Here is a 16,111-nt window from a genome sequence, read left to right on the forward strand (position 1 = left end):
GGCGAAAAATCACTCTCCGGTGGGGAACGTCCAGGCGAACCGGGCCGGACGCCGCTCGTGGAAGGCGGCCACGCCCTCGCGGGCCTCCCCGCTGGTCCGGGCCTGGCCGTGCCACCAGGCCACCCGCTCCGGGTCCGCCCGGCCGTCCACGATCTCCTTGGCCGCGGCGACGCTGAGCTGGGAGCGGACGGCGATGCTCCCGGTCAGGTCGGTGATCCGGTCGGCGAGCCGGTCGGCCGGTACGACCTCGTCGGCGAGGCCGACCCGGGCCGCCCGCTCGGCGTCGATCAGCTCGCCGGTGAAGAGCAGGTACTTGGCGGTCGCCGGGCCGACCAGCGCGGCCAGCCGACGGGTGGCCGGCGTCGGATAGACCAGTCCCAGCCGGGCCGGCGGCACCCCGAACCGGGCGTCGTCGGCGACGACCCGCAGGTCGCAGGCGACGGCGAGCAGGCAACCGCCGCCCACGCAGGCCCCCCGGACGGCGGCCACCGTCGGCTTGGCGAACGCGGCGAGCCGTTCCTCGGCGACCACCGCCGTGCTCGCGTCCCCGGCGGCCAGCATCTCGTCCACGTCGCCCAGGTCGGCCCCGGCGCAGAAGGTGTCGCCCGCCCCGGTGAGCACCAGCACCCGGACGGCCGGCTCGGCCTCGATCCGGTCGAGCAGCAACGGCAACTGCCGCCACATGTCGGGGGTCATCGCGTTACGCCGGGCCGGGTTGCTGATCACCACGGTCGCCACCGGGCCGGCCGTCTCGACGGTCAACGTCGCCTCGCCCACCGCCACGCCTCCTCACCCGCCGGTCGGGGCCGGCCCGCCGACCCTAACCACGCAGGCCGGACGGCGTCCGGGCGGGTGAGCTGGTTCACCCGCCGGGCAGCGCCCGGTGCACCGGGCGGGCCTTCGTACCGGTAAACCTGTCACGGGTGTGTCCTTCGCCTATTGGTCAGCGGTGGCCACCCGCGCCAGCATGGCGGACATGACACGTGCACTGATCGCCCTGACCAGCCATGACAAGCTCGGCGACACCGGCCGGGGGACCGGCTACTACGTCGGCGAGGCCGCCGAGCCGTGGGAGGTGTTCCGGGCCGCCGGAATCGACGTCGACCTGGTCTCGGTGGCCGGTGGGGAGCCGCCGGTGGACGGCCTGGACGCCGACGACCGAACCCAGCAGGACTTCCTCGCCACCGCCGACGTGGCGCACACCCGACCGGCCGCCGAGGTCGACCCGGCCGGGTACGACATCGTGTTCTTCGCGGGCGGCCACGGCACGATGTGGGACTTCCCCGACAACCCGGACCTGGCGCGGATCGCCGCCGCCGTCTACGAACGCGGTGGCGTGGTGGCCGCCGTCTGCCACGGGCCGTCCGCCCTGGTCAACCTGAAGCTCTCCGACGGCCGTCACCTGGTCGCCGGCAAGCGGGTGGCCGGCTTCACCAACGACGAGGAGGCGGCGGTCGGGCTGACCGAGGTGGTCCCGTTCCTGCTCGCCGACAAGCTCACCGAGGCGGGCGCCGAGCACGTCCCGGCCCCGAACTTCACCGAGCAGGTGGTCGCCGACGGGCGGCTGGTCACCGGCCAGAACCCCCAGTCCGCCCGCGCCACCGCCCAAGCCGCCCTCAAGGCCCTGCGCTGACCGCCTCGCCGGGTCGACCAGGAGGAGGATGCCAGCCTCCCGGTCGACCCGGCGGCCGGTTCAGAACATCTGGCCGATGCGGATCCGGTTCCCGAAAGGGTCGCGGATACCGAAATCGATGCCGTACGGGCGTTCCGTCGGCTCGTCGGTGACGTCCACACCCCGGGCGACCAGGTCCTCGTACGTCTTGTGGGCGTCGTCGGTGGTCATGAAGAGGTACCCGCCCAGCGCCCCCTTGGTGAGCAACTCCCGTACCTGCTCGGCGGTGGCCGGGTCCAGCGCCGGCGGGCCGGGCCGTTCCAGCAGGATCTCCCGCCCACGGTCGCCGGGCACGTTGACCGTGAGCCAACGCATGAAGCCGAGGTCGGCGTCGGTGTGCACCTCCAGCCCGAGCTTGCCGACGTAGAAGTCGAGCGCCTCGTCCTGGTCGAGCACGTAGATCTGGGAGCGGCTGATCGCGTCGATCGTCATGCCGATCACGCTAGAACCCGGCCCTGACCTGCTGCTTATCCAAAACTGCTGGGCCTGGTCCAGGCCTTGGTGAAGCAGCTCGGCACGCCCCCGGCCGCCGTCGTACGTTTCCGGAACGCGGTGGGCGACGCCCCGACGATCTCCCGGAAGGTACGGCTGAAGGTGCCCAGGCTGGCGAAGCCGACCGCGTAACAGATGTCCGTCACGTCCCGTTCGGTATCGGTCAGCAGGCTCATCGCCCGCTCGACCCGGCGGCGCTGGAGGTAGCGGTGCGGGGTTTCGCCGAAGGTCGCCCGGAAGGTCCGGATGAAGTGCGCCTCGGAGACGTGGGCGATCCGGGCCAGGGTAGGAATGTCCAGCGGCTCGGCGTACCGCCGGTCCATCGCGTCCCGGGCCCGCAGCATCGCCCGGTTGGACTGCTCGACCGCCCGGCTCATCGGCCCATCACGGCAGCCAGCCTACGTCCGACCGCAGGTGGACCGGCCCGACCGCAGGTGGACCGGCCCGACCGCAGGTGGACCGGCCGCCGGCAGGTGGACCGGGCCGACGGCAGCGTCGGCCGAACTGCGGCACAATGTCTGATATGGAATTCACGGTCCAGGTCTCCGCGCCCTACCGGCTCTGGGCCCGCGCGGTCGGTCCGCTCGACGCGCCACCACTGCTGCTGGTCATGGGCGCGAACGCCAACGCGCTGACCTGGCCGCCGGCTCTGGTCGAACGGCTCGCCACCCGACACCGCGTGATCGTCTACGACCACCGGGACACCGGCCGCTCCACCTGGGCCTTCGACGAACACCCGTACCAGATCACCGACCTCGCCGGCGACGCGCTCGCGGTACTCGACGCGGCCGGAGTGGCGCGCGCCCACGTGGTCGGCATGTCCATGGGTGGCGTCCTGGTGCAGCTGCTCGCCCTGGACCACCCTGACCGGCTGCTCAGCGCCACCGCGTTCTGCACCGCCGCGCTCGGCGCCGGCCTGGCCGGCGGGACGGACGCGCCGGCCCTGCCGGACCCGGACCCGCGGCTGCTGAAACTGTGGCAGCAGTTCACCGACGAACGGGACCGCGAGGCGGAACTCGACTGGCGGGTGGAGCACTGGCGGCTCCTCAACGGCGACGTGGTCCCGTTCGACGCGGCGGCGTTCCGGGCGATGGAGGAGTCCTGCATCGACCACGCCGGCACGCACCGCAACGCCGCCGCCCACGCCCGCGCCGGCCAGGACGGGCTGGCCCGGGGTGACGAGCTGGGCCGGGTACGGGTGCCGTTCCTGGTCGTCGAGGCCCCGGAGGATCCGATCAACCCGCCGCCGCACGCGGCGTACCTGGCCGGGCTGATCCCGTCGGCGAAGCTGGTCACCGTCCCCGGCATGGGGCACGCGCTGGCCCCGGCGGTGCTGGACCCGTTCGCCGACGCGGTCGAGACCCACATCGGCTCGGTGGGACCGGGGTAGACCACCCGGCCGACGGAACCCCGGCCCGGACCACCCGGCCGACGGTTCCCGGCGCGGGCCAACGGGCCGGCGGTTCCCGGCGTGGGGCAGCGGGCCGATGGGAAGATCCGGGGCGGAAGGTCCAACGGGTGGGACCCGGGGCGGACCGCTGGTCGGGTCCGTCCGGGGCGGAACGGACCCGAAACCAACGGGAAATGGAGCCCCCGGCCGGGATCGAACCGGCGACATCTCGCTTACAAGGCGAGTGCTCTGGCCAGCTGAGCTACAGGGGCGCGTGCGTCCGTGGTCAGCATAGCGACTGGCGTCCGGATTTCATCGTTCACCAGGCCCCTCAGCACCGGAAACGTGACCGGATGCCGTCCTTGCGGTCGGGTTGTGACTCTACGGTGCACGCAACGCAGTCAATGTCCGAGCGATTGATGTCCGTGCGTGCCTGAGTGACCGGTATGCGAATGTCGTCGGTCCCACCCCTCGCCCACCGTCTTGGCAGCGGAAGGAATCCCGTTTACCGTGCAGTGACACGGATGACATTCCGGTGACCTCAGGGTGCCCGGGTGCCGCCCGTCTGGCCGGCGCGGTCCACCGCGCCGGTTGCTCCTTCACTCGGATCGTCCGGCACGTTCCTGCCGGTGAAAGGAAGCGCTTCACCATGGCCACGGTCACCTACGCCAAGGCATCCCGCATCTACGCGGGCACCGAGCGTCCCGCCGTCAACCAGCTCGACCTGGAGATCGGCGACGGCGAGTTCCTCGTCCTGGTCGGCCCCTCCGGTTGCGGCAAGTCCACCAGCCTGCGGATGCTCGCCGGCCTGGAGGACGTCGACGAGGGCTCGATCTACATCGACCAGCGCGACGTCACCCACCTGCCGCCGAAGGCCCGCGACATCGCGATGGTCTTCCAGAACTACGCCCTCTACCCGCACATGACGGTGTACGAGAACATGGCGTTCGCCCTGAAGCTCCGCAAGACCCCCAAGTCGGAGATCGACCGGCGGGTCAAGGAGGCGGCCGCCCTGCTCCAGCTGGAGGAGTACCTCAGCCGGAAGCCGAAGGCCCTCTCCGGTGGTCAGCGCCAGCGGGTCGCGATGGGCCGGGCCATCGTCCGGGAGCCGCAGGTCTTCCTCATGGACGAGCCGCTGTCGAACCTCGACGCCAAGCTCCGGGTGCAGACCCGTACCCAGATCGCGTCGCTCCAGGCCAAGCTGGGCGTCACCACGGTCTACGTCACCCACGACCAGGTCGAGGCCATGACCATGGGTCACCGGGTGGCCGTCATGCTCGACGGTGTCCTCCAGCAGGTGGACACCCCGCGGGCGCTCTACGACACCCCGGCGAACGTCTTCGTCGCCGGCTTCATGGGCTCCCCGGCGATGAACATCAAGACCGTGGCGCTCGGCGAGAACGGTGCGTCCTTCGCCGAGATGCTCATCCCGCTGACCCGGGAGCAGGTCGAGGCGGCCCGCGCCGAGGGCGGCAACGGCAAGGTGACCGTCGGTTTCCGGCCGGAGGACTGCGACCTGGTCAGCCCGACCGAGGGCGGCATGCCGGTCGTCGTCGAGCTGGTCGAGGACCTCGGCTCGGACGCCAACGTCTACGGCCACGCCGCGCTGGAAGGTGCCAACGAGCGGTTCGTGGTGCGGACCGACCGGCGGGCCATGCCGAACATGGGTGACACCGTGTTCGTCAAGCCGCGTACCGGCCGGACCCACGTGTTCAACGCCGCCACCGGCCACCGGATCTGACGTACGAGACGAAAGGGGCGGCCCGCACCCGGCGGGCCGCCCCTTTCGGTGTCGGTGCGGTGGTGGCTCAGGCGGCGGCGCGCCGCCGGGCCACCTCGGCCAGGGTGACCGCGGCGGCCACGCTGGCGTTCAGCGACTCGACGTCGGAGACCATCGGGATGCTGACCGTCAGGTCGCAGGTCTCCCCCACCAGGCGGGACAGCCCCCGCCCCTCGGAGCCGACCACCACGACCAGCGGGCCGACCGCGGCTTCCAGGTCGTACAGGTCGGTCTCGCCGTCGGCGTCCAGCCCGACCACCATGAACCCGGCCTCCTGGCAGGCCTTCAACGAGCGGGTCAGGTTGGTCACCTGGGCGACCGGCACCCGGGCCGCTGCGCCGGCACTGGTCCGCCAGGCGGTCGCGGTGATCCCGGCGGCCCGGCGCTCCGGCACGAAGACCCCCTGCGCGCCGAACGCGGCGGCCGACCGGATCACCGCGCCGAGGTTACGCGGATCGGTGACGCCGTCCAGCGCGACCAGCAGCGGGGCCGTCTGCTCCAACGCGGCGGCCATCAGATCCTCGAACGGCTCGTAGGCGAACGGCGGCACCTGCAGGCCGATGCCCTGGTGCAGCACGCCCCCGGTCATCCGGTCCAGCTCGGCCCGGCTGATCTCCAGGATGGCGATGCCCCGGTCGGCGGCGGTCCGGACGATCTCGTTGACCCGGTCGTCGCTGTCGATGCCCTGCGCCGTGTAGAGCGCGGTGGCCGGCACCTGTGCCCGCAGCGACTCCAGCACCGGGTTCCGCCCGACCAGCAGCTCCGGGCCGTCCTTCGACGGGTTCGACTTGCGGCCGGGGGCGACCCGGGGGCCGGTCCGCCCGGTGGGCTTGCCGCCCCGGGCCGCACCACCCCGGCCACCGGCGGCCCCGCGACCGGTCGGGGTACCCCGACCGCCGCCCTTGCCCCAGGTGGTGTCCTTGGCACCGGGCTGGCCGACCTTGGGGGCGCGGCCCTCCTCGGCGGCGGCGCGGCGTTCCTTGTCCTGCTTCCAGGCGGTGCGCTGGGGCAGCTTCTCGGTGCCCGAGTACGCCTTGTGCCACGGGCGTTCGTCGGCGGGTAGGGTCTTCCCCCGCCCGGCGAGGGCGTCCCGGTTCTTGCCGCCGGAACCCTTCGGGGCCCCCTGCTTCGGGGCGAGTCGCCGGCCACGGCGCTGCGAATTGCCGGGCATCAGTCCTGCTCTCCAATAGTCCAACGGGGGCCCTGGGGGGTGTCCTCGACCACCACGCCGGCCTGCTTGAGCTGGTCGCGTACCGCGTCGGCGGCGGCCCAGTCCTTGCGGCTGCGGGCCTGGGCACGCTGCTCGAGAGCCAACGCGATCAGGGAGTCCACCACGTCGCGCAGGTCGTCGGTGGGGGTGCCACCGGTCCACGCGGCGTCCAGAGGGTCGACCCCGAGGATATCCAGCATCGCCCGCACGGCGGCGAGCGCGGTGCGGACCGTCACATCGTCGCCGCCGGCCAGGGCGGTGTTGCCGTCCCTCAGCACGTCGTGCAGCACGGCGAGGGCGGCGGAGGTGTTCAGGTCGTCGTCCATCGCGGCGACGAACGCCGCCGGCAGCTCACCGGGTACGCCCGCGCCCACCCGCTCGGCGGCCCGCTGCACGAAGCCCTCGATCCGTCGGTACGCGACCGCCGACTCGCGCAGCGAATCCTCGGTGTAGTCGATCCGGGACCGGTAGTGCGCGGAGGCGAAGTAGTACCGCAGCTCGACCGGGCGCACCCCGAGCGACGCCACGTACGCCAGGTCGAGGGCGTTGCCGGCGGACTTGCCCATCTTCGCCCCGCCCAGGCTGAGCAGCCCGTGGTGCACCCAGTAGCGGGCGAACGGCAGACCGGCGGCCTGCGACTGGGCGATCTCGTTCTCGTGGTGCGGGAAGGTCAGGTCGAGCCCGCCGCCGTGGATGTCGAACTCCGGGCCGAGGTAGCGCCAGCACATCGCCGAGCACTCGATGTGCCAGCCGGGCCGACCCCGCCCCCACGGCGACGGCCAGTACGCGTCGGCCGGCTCGTCGGGCTTGGCGCCCTTCCAGAGCGCGAAGTCACGCGGGTCCCGCTTGCCCCGGTCCGGGGCGTCCCCGGCGGACTGCATGGCGTCCGGCGACTGCCCCGAGAGCGAACCGTACGCCGGCCAGGAGGCCACGTCGAAGTAGACGTCACCGGAGCCGTCGGTGGCCGGGTAGGCGTGCCCGCGCTCGATCAGCGTCGCGATCAGCTCGTGCATCTCCGGGACGTGTCCGGTGGCCCGGGGCTCGTACGTCGGCGGCAGCACGTTGAGCGAGCGGTACGCGGCGGCCAGGACGATCTCGTTCTCGTACGCGATGGCCCAGAACGGGCGGTCCTGCTCGCACGACTTGACCAGCAGCTTGTCGTCGATGTCGGTCAGGTTGCGGATGAACCTGACCTCGAAGCCGCGCGCCAACAGCCAGCGCCGCAGCACGTCGTAGTTGACGCCGGAACGAAGATGACCGATATGCGGAGGGGCCTGGAGGGTGAGACCACACAGGTAGACCCCCACCTTGCCGGCTTCCCGCGGGACGAAGTCCCGCACCGATCGGGTGGCGGTGTCATACAGGCGTAGCGTCACCGTACAAGGGTAACGGTCCCCACATCCGTGGGCTGCCCGGTGCCGGGTCGTACGCTGCGTGCTGTGGAGACGGCGGCAGACCCCGAGAAGGCGTCCCCGGCCCGGGACGCGGAGACCGGTACAGGCCCCGGCAGATCCTCCCCGACCCCGGCCGGACAAACCGGCCCTGGCCCTGGTCTTGGCCCTACTAGTCCCGGTCCCGGTCCCGGCTTTGGCCCCGGCTCCGGTCCTGGCCCTGGCCCCGGCCCCGGCCCTGGCCCCGGTCCCGGCCCCGGCCCCGGCCCCGGCCCCGGCGGAGCATCCCCGACCCGAGGGGGAGAGAGCGGGACGAGCCCCGGCGAAGCGCCGCCGGCCTCGGGCGGAGAGACGGCGCAGACCCTCGACCGTGGCCTCCGCCTGCTGCACCTGGTCGCCGACGCCCCCGGCGGGCTGACCGTCACCGAGGCGGCACACCGGCTGGGCATCGGCCGGGCCGCGGTCTACCGGCTGGTCAGCGCGCTGACCGGGCACGGCATGCTGCGCCGCGACGGGGCGGGCCGGCTGCGCCTCGGCGCGGGTGTGCTGCACCTGGCCCGCCGGGCCCAGCCGCTGCTCGCCGAGGGGGCGCTGCCCGCCCTGCGTCGACTGGCCGAACAGGTCGGGGCGACCGCCCACCTGACCGTCGTGGAGGGCGGCGAGGGGGTGGCGCTGGCCGTGGTCGAGCCGAGCTGGACGTCGTTCCACGTGGCATACCGGTCCGGGTCGCGGCACCCGCTGGATCGCGGGGCGGCGGGACGGGCCATCCTGGCAGGTCGGGCCGGGTCCGCCGGCCCGGTGAGCACCGTCGGGGAACTGCAACCCGGCGCGTACGGGGTGGCCGCGCCGGTGCTCGGCGTACCCGGGCTGGAGGCGAGCGTCGGCGTGGTGGCACTGGCCCCACTGGACGCCACGAGCGTCGGCGACCAGGTCCTCGCCGCCGCCACCGCGATCGCCCGCGCCCTGTCCTGAGCAGCCGGCCCCTCCCGACCGCCTGACCGCCTGACCGCCTGACCGTCGGCGTCGGCGTCGGCGTCGGCGTCGGCGTCGGCGTCGGATGATCAACTCCGGATGCGGCATGTCGGGGTCAGCGGGACGGCCGACACCCCGATATGCCGCATTCCGAGTCGATCATGCACGAGCGACAGCCCTAGCACAGGTGACACTGGCGGGGGCGGTTGTCCACAGGGACTGCCGGGGCGGAGGCCGGGTTGTCCACAGGGGGTGTCGCCGACGGTCGACGGCGGGCACCCTGACCGGTGTGCCCGTACGCACTCATCGCCCCTCAGCGCTTGCCTGGCAGGTGTTCCGCGGCTCGGACGTGGTCCGACGCGGGCTCCTGACCCGGGATCAGCTGCGCAGCTCGGCCTGGATCCGGCTGCGCCACGACAGCTATGCCGACTCCCGGTTGGGCCGGGACCACGGGCTCGCCTGTCGGGCGGTGGCGCTGCGACTTCCCGCCGACGCGGTCTTCGCTGGTCCTTCGGCGGCCTACCTGCACGGCGTCGAACACGCCGCCGGCTTCACCGACGACGTTCACGTCGTCGTGCCCCGACCGGCCGGGCTCCGTAGCCAGCGTGGCCTACGGGTGCACACGACCGCCCTGGTCGTAGGCACACAGCTGGCGGGAGAAACCGGACACCGGACACCGCCCGGTCGGGCCAGGACGCCGCTCCTGCGCGATCCGACGTGGGCGGCCTGGGAAACTGCGGTGTGGGTGGAGCCGGTCCGGGCTGTCGGCGTCATCGATTCCCTGCTCGGTCAGGGGTTGACCAACCGGGGCGCGCTCCACGACTTCGCGACCGGCAACGCCGAGCGACCGGGCGGCAGACGTGCGGCCCGCGTGCTCGCGCTGGCCGATCCGGGCGCCCAGTCGCCTCCCGAGTCCCACCTCCGGGTCAGGTTGATGATGGCCGGGCTGCCCCGCCCGATCACCCAGCATCCGATTCGGCTGACGTCCGGGCTGGTGCTTCATCCGGATCTGGCCTGGCCGGAGTATCGGGTGGCCGTCGAGTACGACGGACAATGGCATGCCGACCCGGACCAGCTGCACCGCGACCGGAAGCGGTTGAACCAGCTCGTGGCGGCCGGTTGGCTCGTCCTGCACGTGACCGGCCGCCGACTGCGACACGACTTTCCGGCAGTCGTACGCGAGGTCCGGGCCGCGCTGTCGACCTGCGGCTGGCATGGCTGACGACGGCACGGCCCGCCCCGGCCGGGACTCGGGCACCATGTCGGCCCACCCCGGCCGGGACTCGGACACGATGTCGGCCCGCCCTGGCCGGGAGGCGGACACGATGCCGGCCCGACCTGGCCGGGAGGCGGACACGATGCCGGCCCGACCCCGACGCGCGGCCCGGGGCCGGATCGGCCGAGACCGCGACACCCGGACGTTCGGGTGCCGCGGTCTCGGCATCGGGAGTCAGGATCTCCGGAGGGCAGGCCCCTCGGGGATCGGCAGACTACGGGCGGGCGTTCGGCTTCAGCGGGGTCTTCACGGCGGCGTACGCGTCGACGATGCCGTACCCGTAGAAGCCGTTGAAGTTGAGGCCACCGGCGCAGTACGCGTCGTAGGTCTCGTCCCGGCCCTCGTTGCGGTACTGCTGCAGCCGCGGCTCCGGGCAGGCGCGCTCGGCGGCCGTCCGGTAGAGGTGCTGCTCGACCAGGTCCGGGTCCATGCCGAAGCCGCCCCGGCGGTCCTTCTTGCCGAACTTGCTGACGATCAGCGCGGTGACGCCGGCGGCGTGCGGCGCGGCCATCGAGGTGCCCTGGAGGTAGGTGTAGTAGCCGCACTCACCGTTGGCCTTGCAGTCCTTGAAGACGAACGTCTCCGCGCCCGGCACGATGTTGCCGGCGGCGTCGACCGAGCCCTCCTCCTGCAGGACGTGCTTCGGGTACGCCGACAGGATCATGTTGGCGTCGGTGCGGTACGTGTCGGTGCCGAAGCCGTCCCGGAACCAGCCACCGGGGGCGGCCACGGAGATCCGCTCGGTGCCGTAGTTCGAGAAGTCCGACTTCTTGTACGACGGGCCGAGCGAGGAGACCCCGATGACGTGCGGGCCCTCGACCGGCAGGTCCCAGCAGCTCGCGTTGTCGATCTCCCGGGGGTAGGGGTCGGCGCCGTAGTCCGGGCTGGACTCGTCGACGCGCGGGTCGCCGAGGTCCTCGTTGTTGTTGCCGAGCGCGCCGACCAGGGTGACGCCCTTGCGGTGGGCGTAGGTCAGGGCCCGCTTCATCGCCGCGATGATCGCCCGCTGCTCGGCCTGGTCCTCGGCGGAGTCGGCCGGGTTGGCGGTGCAGTTGTACAGCCACGGGTCGACGTAGAAGGACATGTTCACCACGTCGAGACCGCTGTTGGCGGCGTGCACCAGCGAGTTGACCACCGGGTCGAGGAAGAAGTAGCCCGAGTCCTGGCCGCCCTTCAGCTCGACCAGCGACACGTTCGGGGCGACCCCGGAGATACCGAAGCCGTTGGCCGCCGCGCCGATGGTGCCGGCGACGTGGGTGCCGTGCCCGTTGTCGTCGGTGCCGACCGGGTCGAGGCAGCTCGCCACCTCGCAGGGCCCGTCGACGTCCACCATGTCCGGAGCGAAGTTGCGCGACAGCGACCAGTCGAAGTTGGGCGCGATGTCGGGGTTGCTGGCGTCGACACCGGTGTCCAGGATGCCGACCTTGACCCGGCGGTCCCCGGGCTCGATCTTGCGGGACTTGTCGGCCCGGATCATCTCCAGACCCCAGAGCTTGTCGTCCAGCGGGTCCATGCTCTTGTTCGACCTGCCGGGCTTCTTGGCCGCGTTCTTCGCCGCGGCCAGCAGGTGCTCCTGCTCGACCCGGTCCAGCTTGGGCTTGCGGCCGATGGCCTTCCGCTCGCTCACGCCGAGCACACTGCCGGCCGCGACGGCCCTGCTGGCGAAGTCCGCCCGGTCGCTGGTGACCTGGAAGATGCCGACCTCGTCGGTACGGGACACGACGGTGCCGCCGGCCGCCCGGATCGCATTGATCGCGGCGTCCGTGGAGGCACCCTCCTCGGCGACCACGGTGAACGTCCGGGCGGCGGTCCGCTCGGCGTTCGCGGGGCCGGCCGGGCCGGTCACCGTGAGTGCCAGCGCCGTTGCGGTAGCGACGGCACCGGCGGTGAAGCGCTTGCTCACCACATCAGATCCTCTCGTTGAGGGACGTGGCAGACATCAGACAGCATCGTTGCCGGTCTCCGCTAGAGGAAAGACGGATGGAGATGCGATCACCGTCGTTGTCGCGCCGACCGGCCGACCAGGCTCAGCAGTTCGGTCACTGTGGACACCGTCGCGTCCGGCGTCACCCCCGGTGGGCAGGGGTTGCCCTGGCGGTTCAGCCAGACCGCGCGCAGGCCGGCCCGTTGCGACGCGACCACGTCCAGGGTGAGCGAGTCCCCCACGTACAGCACCTGGGACGGTGGCACCCCGGCCGCGCCCACCACCGCCGCGAAGAACGCCGGATCCGGCTTCTTCGGCAGACCGTTCTCGTGTGCGTACAGTTCGAAGGCGAACTCGCCGGCCAGCCCGCAGCGGGCCGCCCGGCTGTTGCCGTTGGTCGCGTATCCGAGGGTGACCCGGTCCCGCAGCGCGGCGAGCGCGGGCAGCACGTCCGGGTAGGGCCGGGTCAGCGCGAACCGTCGGGCGAAGAACAGCTCGGCGAACCGGTCCAGGTCGTCCGCCAGCCCGACCCGGGACAGCGACCGGGCCAGCGCGGCCCGCCTGATCTCCGCCACGGGTGCGGAGCGGTGCGCGCCGAACACCGCACCCCAGTCGGACTCCAGGTCCGCGAGATCGATCTCGGCCGCCGCCGGGGTCAGCCGCCGCATCTCCTCGAGTACGGCCACCAGCCCGCCGGTCACCGCCGGCCGTAGGTCCACCAGCGTCTCGTCCGCGTCGAACACCACCGCACCGACCATGGGAGCGTCCTCTCCCGTCATCGTCCGGAACGGAGGATCTCGTACTCCACCTCGCCGTGCTCGGTGCCGGGGATCGGGTCGTCCCAGGTGAGGTGGAAGGTACGAACGTGGCGCAGGCCGGCCCGTTCCAGCACTCGCCGCGAGCGGACGTTCACCGCCATCGTCTCGGCCCAGACCCGGCGCAGTCCGAGCTGGTCGAAGGCGTACCGGATCAGGGCGCGGGAGCCCTCGGTGGCCAGCCCCCGGCCCCAGGCCGACCGGCGGAGCCGGTAGCCCAGTTCGGCCTGCGTCCGGTCGTCGCCGGCCGGTGGGTCGAGCGCGAACCAGCCGAGGAACTCCCCGTCGGTGCGGCTGACCGCCGCCCACCGGCCGAGGCCCGGCGACCGCTCGTACCCGGCCAGGATCCGGGGCAGCAGGTCGTCCCGGAGTACCGGCAGCGGAGTGGGCCGCCCGTTGGTCAGGTACCGCATGACCTCCGGGTCGGCGTCCAGTTCGACCAGATGGTCGAGATCGGCGGGTGTGAACCGGCGTAGCCGGAGACGGTCGGATTCCAGCAGGGTTCCGGCTGGCGCGTCCGCATCGGTCATGTTCGACATGGTGGCCCGGCCCGGCTCGACCGGGCCACCGCTTTACTCCGTTCGCAGCGGCCCCGGCAGGCACCGGACATCGGCGGACGTCGTCGTCGGCCCCGGCGACGAGCCGTCGGCCGGGACGTCAGCGGACGACACCGGCCAAGACGTCAGCGGACGACACCAGCCAGGACGACAGCGGGCAATACCGGCCAGGACGACAGCGGACGACACCAGCCAGGACGACAGCGGGCAATACCGGCCGGGACGACTGCGGACGACGCCGGTCAGGAGCCAGCGGGTGACGGTGACCTGGAGCAGGACGTTGCCGCCCGGCGGCTGATCCGGTCCGGTCACGTCCCAGCCGTACTTGTCGCGGAAGGCTGCGACGACCTCGGCTGGAAAGGTGTCCCGGTGCACGGTCACCGTGCCTTCCGCGACCACCGGCCCGTCGGCGTCCTCCAGGGCCAGTGAGACGCGGGGGTCGCCGGTCACGTTGCGGGCCTTGCGGTTGCCGGCTGCCGTGCAGATCCACCACTGCCCCTGCCGGTGGACGAACCAGACCGGCGTGACGTGCGGGGAACCGTCGGGGCGGAGGGTGCAGAGCCAGGCGTTACGCTGCCCCGCCAGCCGGGCCGCCACCGGACCGTCCAGCGCGGACGCTGCGGCCCGGACCGGCGCGGGTACACCGTCGGCCGGCTCAGGGGTGGGCAAAGCGGTCGGCCGGGTCAGGGGTGGGTCATCCGGAGCACGTCCAATGCCTCGTCGAGCTGGTCGGCGGTGAGCTTGCCGCTGTCCACGTGGCCCCGGGCCAGCACCACCTCCCGGATGGACATCTCCTTGGCGAGGGCCTCCTTGGCGATCGAGGCGGCCTCGTCGTACCCGAGGTGACGGTTGAGCGGGGTGACGATGGACGGCGAACCCTCCGCGTACGCCAGGCAGACGTCGGCGTTGGCGGCCAGGCCGGCGACGCAGCGGTCGGCGAACAGCCTGGCCGACGCGGCCAGCAGCCGGATCGACTCCAGCAGGTTCCGGGCCATCACCGGCAGCATCACGTTCAGCTCGAAGTCACCCTGTGAGCCGGCGAAGGCGACGGTGGCGTCGTTGCCGACGACCTGGGCACAGACCTGCCGGACCGCCTCGGCGACCACCGGGTTCACCTTGCCGGGCATGATCGACGAGCCGGGCTGGAGGTCGGGGATGCGCAGTTCACGCAGGCCGGCGCGAGGGCCGGAGCCCATCCAGCGTACGTCGTTGGCGATCTTGTAGAAGCCGACCGCGATGGTGCGCAACTGGCCCGACGTCTCGACGAGGGCGTCCCGCGCGCCCTGCGCCTCGAAGTGGTTGCGGGCCTCGGTCACCGGCAGACCGGTCGACTCGCGCAGCTTCCCGATCACGGCGGCGGCGAAGCCCAGCGGGGTGTTGATGCCGGTGCCCACGGCGGTGCCGCCGAGCGGCAGCTCGGCCAGCCGGGGCAGGGCGGACTCCAGCCGCTCGATCCCGTACCGGATCTGCGCGGCGTAGCCGCCGAACTCCTGGCCGATGGTGACCGGGGTGGCGTCCATCAGGTGGGTCCGGCCGGCCTTGACCACGGTCTCGAACTCGGCGGCCTTGGCGTCCAGAGCCTCGGCCAGCTTGGCCAACGCCGGAAGCAGGTCGTGCGTGACGGCCTGGGTGGCGGCCAGGTGGATCGAGGACGGGAAGACGTCGTTGCTGGACTGGGAGGCGTTGACGTCGTCGTTCGGGTGGACGTCCCGGCCCAGCTCCCGGCTGGCCAGGGTGGCGATCACCTCGTTGGTGTTCATGTTCGACGAGGTGCCCGAGCCGGTCTGGAAGACGTCGATCGGGAACTGGTCGTCGTACCCGCCGTCGGCCACGTGCGCGGCGGCGGCGGCGATCGCGGCGGCCACCTCCGCGTCGAGGACCCCCAGTTCGGCGTTGACCTGCGCGGCGGCCCCCTTGATCTGGGCCAGCGCCCGGATCTGGGCGGACTCGATGCCCCGGCCGGAGATCGGGAAGTTCTGCACCGCCCGCTGGGTCTGGGCCCGCCACAGCGCGTCGGCGGGCACCTCCACCTCGCCCATCGAGTCGCGTTCGATCCGGTAGCCCACTGCCTCTGGAGTCGTCACGCGTTCCATCCTGCCCCGTCGGCCGGGTCACCGCAGGAAGGAGAACCAGAAACCGGGGCACGCAGCAAGCGACACCGGAGCCCGGGGATCTTGCCGGTCAGGCGTCGACGGATCCGGCATTGCCCGGCTCCACACCGCCGGCTCGCAGGATTCGCCGGACCTGTTCACGCCCGTAGCCGGTGACCCGGGCGATCTCTCCGACTCGGGTGCCGCCTCGGTACGCCGCCACGATGGCGTCGGCCAGCCGTTCGCGCACCTTCGGAACATCTGCACGAGCCGAGGCGACCTCCGCCAGCCCGTCCTGTACCCGCTGGAGGGCGGCTCGGTACGCCTCCGATGCTGCCTCAAGGTCGCCCACCACGTGGCCACTCAACCACGCACCCCGAATCCCACCTGACAGCACATCAAAGAGGCCACCTTAACGGTTAGCAGGTGGCCTCTTGACGGCTATCATGGTGGCGATATTCCTAGTCGGCCCCCGGCTGGCGTAGCGGCGCTGACCGGGGGCCTTGATCGGACATGGGAGGTCCGACCCGATGAACAGTTTG

General features: G+C 72.3%; 15 protein-coding genes, 1 tRNA gene and 1 pseudogene. 5 read left to right on the plus strand and 12 right to left on the minus strand.

Annotation, left to right across the window (positions count from 1 at the left end; all coding sequences use genetic code 11):
• Window positions 1-9: 9 nt before the first annotated feature.
• The gene (locus PVK37_RS04070) at window positions 10-783 is read right to left on the minus strand and encodes an enoyl-CoA hydratase/isomerase family protein (RefSeq protein WP_275032364.1); all 774 of its coding nucleotides are present in this window, start codon (window positions 781-783) and stop codon (window positions 10-12) included.
• Between the two features lie 193 nt (window positions 784-976).
• On the opposite strand from PVK37_RS04070, the gene PVK37_RS04075 reads away from it, so the two are divergent.
• Window positions 977-1,633 (plus strand): type 1 glutamine amidotransferase domain-containing protein, encoded by a 657-nt coding sequence (locus tag PVK37_RS04075; protein ID WP_275032365.1) that lies wholly within the window; start codon window positions 977-979, stop codon window positions 1,631-1,633.
• 60 nt (window positions 1,634-1,693) lie between these two features.
• Here the strand turns inward: PVK37_RS04075 and PVK37_RS04080 are convergent, their stop codons facing one another.
• Together PVK37_RS04080 and PVK37_RS04085 are read right to left on the minus strand one after the other, a co-directional pair.
• On the minus strand, window positions 1,694-2,104 hold the full coding sequence (locus PVK37_RS04080; RefSeq protein WP_275032366.1) for a VOC family protein: 411 nt from the start codon (window positions 2,102-2,104) through the stop codon (window positions 1,694-1,696).
• Window positions 2,105-2,139: 35 nt separating this feature from the next.
• Complete coding sequence (locus PVK37_RS04085) at window positions 2,140-2,541, minus strand: helix-turn-helix domain-containing protein (protein WP_275032367.1); 402 nt, start codon at window positions 2,539-2,541, stop codon at window positions 2,140-2,142.
• A gap of 146 nt (window positions 2,542-2,687) precedes the next feature.
• Between PVK37_RS04085 and PVK37_RS04090 the strand changes: the two genes are divergently transcribed.
• On the plus strand, window positions 2,688-3,554 hold the full coding sequence (locus PVK37_RS04090) for an alpha/beta fold hydrolase (RefSeq protein ID WP_275032368.1): 867 nt from the start codon (window positions 2,688-2,690) through the stop codon (window positions 3,552-3,554).
• A gap of 195 nt (window positions 3,555-3,749) precedes the next feature.
• On the opposite strand, the gene PVK37_RS04095 is transcribed toward PVK37_RS04090, so the two are convergent.
• A tRNA-Thr gene (locus PVK37_RS04095) sits at window positions 3,750-3,826 on the minus strand.
• 377 nt (window positions 3,827-4,203) lie between these two features.
• Between PVK37_RS04095 and PVK37_RS04100 the strand changes: the two genes are divergently transcribed.
• Window positions 4,204-5,295 carry an ABC transporter ATP-binding protein gene (locus tag PVK37_RS04100; protein WP_275032369.1) on the plus strand — a complete coding sequence of 364 codons (1,092 nt, stop codon included), beginning with the start codon at window positions 4,204-4,206 and terminating at the stop codon, window positions 5,293-5,295.
• Between the two features lie 67 nt (window positions 5,296-5,362).
• On the opposite strand, the gene rlmB is transcribed toward PVK37_RS04100, so the two are convergent.
• Entirely contained in the window at window positions 5,363-6,505 is a 1,143-nt protein-coding gene (gene rlmB / locus PVK37_RS04105; protein WP_275032370.1) for a 23S rRNA (guanosine(2251)-2'-O)-methyltransferase RlmB, read from the minus strand.
• On the minus strand, window positions 6,505-7,920 hold the full coding sequence (cysS, locus tag PVK37_RS04110; RefSeq protein ID WP_275032371.1) for a cysteine--tRNA ligase: 1,416 nt from the start codon (window positions 7,918-7,920) through the stop codon (window positions 6,505-6,507). The genes rlmB and cysS overlap by 1 nt, the downstream gene beginning before the upstream one ends.
• Window positions 7,921-8,271: 351 nt before the next feature.
• Here cysS and PVK37_RS04115 point away from each other — a divergent pair.
• Window positions 8,272-8,907: pseudogene (locus tag PVK37_RS04115) on the plus strand (IclR family transcriptional regulator); the annotation flags it as partial.
• 289 nt (window positions 8,908-9,196) lie between these two features.
• A complete protein-coding gene (locus PVK37_RS04120; RefSeq protein WP_275032372.1) occupies window positions 9,197-10,129 on the plus strand; it encodes a DUF559 domain-containing protein in 933 nt (310 codons plus the stop codon).
• A gap of 268 nt (window positions 10,130-10,397) precedes the next feature.
• Here the strand turns inward: PVK37_RS04120 and PVK37_RS04125 are convergent, their stop codons facing one another.
• From PVK37_RS04125 to PVK37_RS04150, 6 genes are all read right to left on the minus strand, one after another.
• Window positions 10,398-12,086, minus strand: coding sequence for a S8 family serine peptidase (locus PVK37_RS04125; protein ID WP_275032373.1), 1,689 nt, complete (start codon window positions 12,084-12,086; stop codon window positions 10,398-10,400).
• Window positions 12,087-12,175: 89 nt separating this feature from the next.
• A complete protein-coding gene (locus PVK37_RS04130; RefSeq protein WP_275032374.1) occupies window positions 12,176-12,865 on the minus strand; it encodes an HAD family hydrolase in 690 nt (229 codons plus the stop codon).
• A gap of 17 nt (window positions 12,866-12,882) precedes the next feature.
• Window positions 12,883-13,452, minus strand: coding sequence for a GNAT family N-acetyltransferase (locus PVK37_RS04135; protein ID WP_275032375.1), 570 nt, complete (start codon window positions 13,450-13,452; stop codon window positions 12,883-12,885).
• 42 nt (window positions 13,453-13,494) lie between these two features.
• The gene (locus tag PVK37_RS04140) at window positions 13,495-14,076 is read right to left on the minus strand and encodes a pyridoxamine 5'-phosphate oxidase family protein (protein WP_275032376.1); all 582 of its coding nucleotides are present in this window, start codon (window positions 14,074-14,076) and stop codon (window positions 13,495-13,497) included.
• An 86-nt stretch (window positions 14,077-14,162) separates the two neighbouring features.
• Window positions 14,163-15,563: a class II fumarate hydratase gene (locus PVK37_RS04145; RefSeq protein WP_423790999.1), complete on the minus strand. Its 1,401-nt coding sequence runs from the start codon at window positions 15,561-15,563 to the stop codon at window positions 14,163-14,165.
• A 97-nt stretch (window positions 15,564-15,660) separates the two neighbouring features.
• On the minus strand, window positions 15,661-15,936 hold the full coding sequence (locus PVK37_RS04150) for a hypothetical protein (protein ID WP_275032378.1): 276 nt from the start codon (window positions 15,934-15,936) through the stop codon (window positions 15,661-15,663).
• Window positions 15,937-16,111 lie beyond the last annotated feature (175 nt).

This window comes from Micromonospora cathayae (genome assembly GCF_028993575.1).
In the GTDB taxonomy this organism is placed as follows: domain Bacteria; phylum Actinomycetota; class Actinomycetes; order Mycobacteriales; family Micromonosporaceae; genus Micromonospora; species Micromonospora cathayae.

What these genes read in the sequence shown, in the direction of transcription:
- PVK37_RS04075 (WP_275032365.1), top strand. Translation starts at nt 977, where the DNA reads ATGACACGTGCACTGATCGCCCTGACCAGCCATGACAAGCTCGGCGAC.
- PVK37_RS04080 (WP_275032366.1), bottom strand. Translation starts at nt 2,104, where the DNA reads ATGACGATCGACGCGATCAGCCGCTCCCAGATCTACGTGCTCGACCAG.
- PVK37_RS04085 (WP_275032367.1), bottom strand. Translation starts at nt 2,541, where the DNA reads ATGAGCCGGGCGGTCGAGCAGTCCAACCGGGCGATGCTGCGGGCCCGG.
- PVK37_RS04090 (WP_275032368.1), top strand. Translation starts at nt 2,688, where the DNA reads ATGGAATTCACGGTCCAGGTCTCCGCGCCCTACCGGCTCTGGGCCCGC.
- PVK37_RS04100 (WP_275032369.1), top strand. Translation starts at nt 4,204, where the DNA reads ATGGCCACGGTCACCTACGCCAAGGCATCCCGCATCTACGCGGGCACC.
- rlmB (WP_275032370.1), bottom strand. Translation starts at nt 6,505, where the DNA reads ATGCCCGGCAATTCGCAGCGCCGTGGCCGGCGACTCGCCCCGAAGCAG.
- PVK37_RS04130 (WP_275032374.1), bottom strand. Translation starts at nt 12,865, where the DNA reads ATGGTCGGTGCGGTGGTGTTCGACGCGGACGAGACGCTGGTGGACCTA.
- PVK37_RS04135 (WP_275032375.1), bottom strand. Translation starts at nt 13,452, where the DNA reads ATGACCGATGCGGACGCGCCAGCCGGAACCCTGCTGGAATCCGACCGT.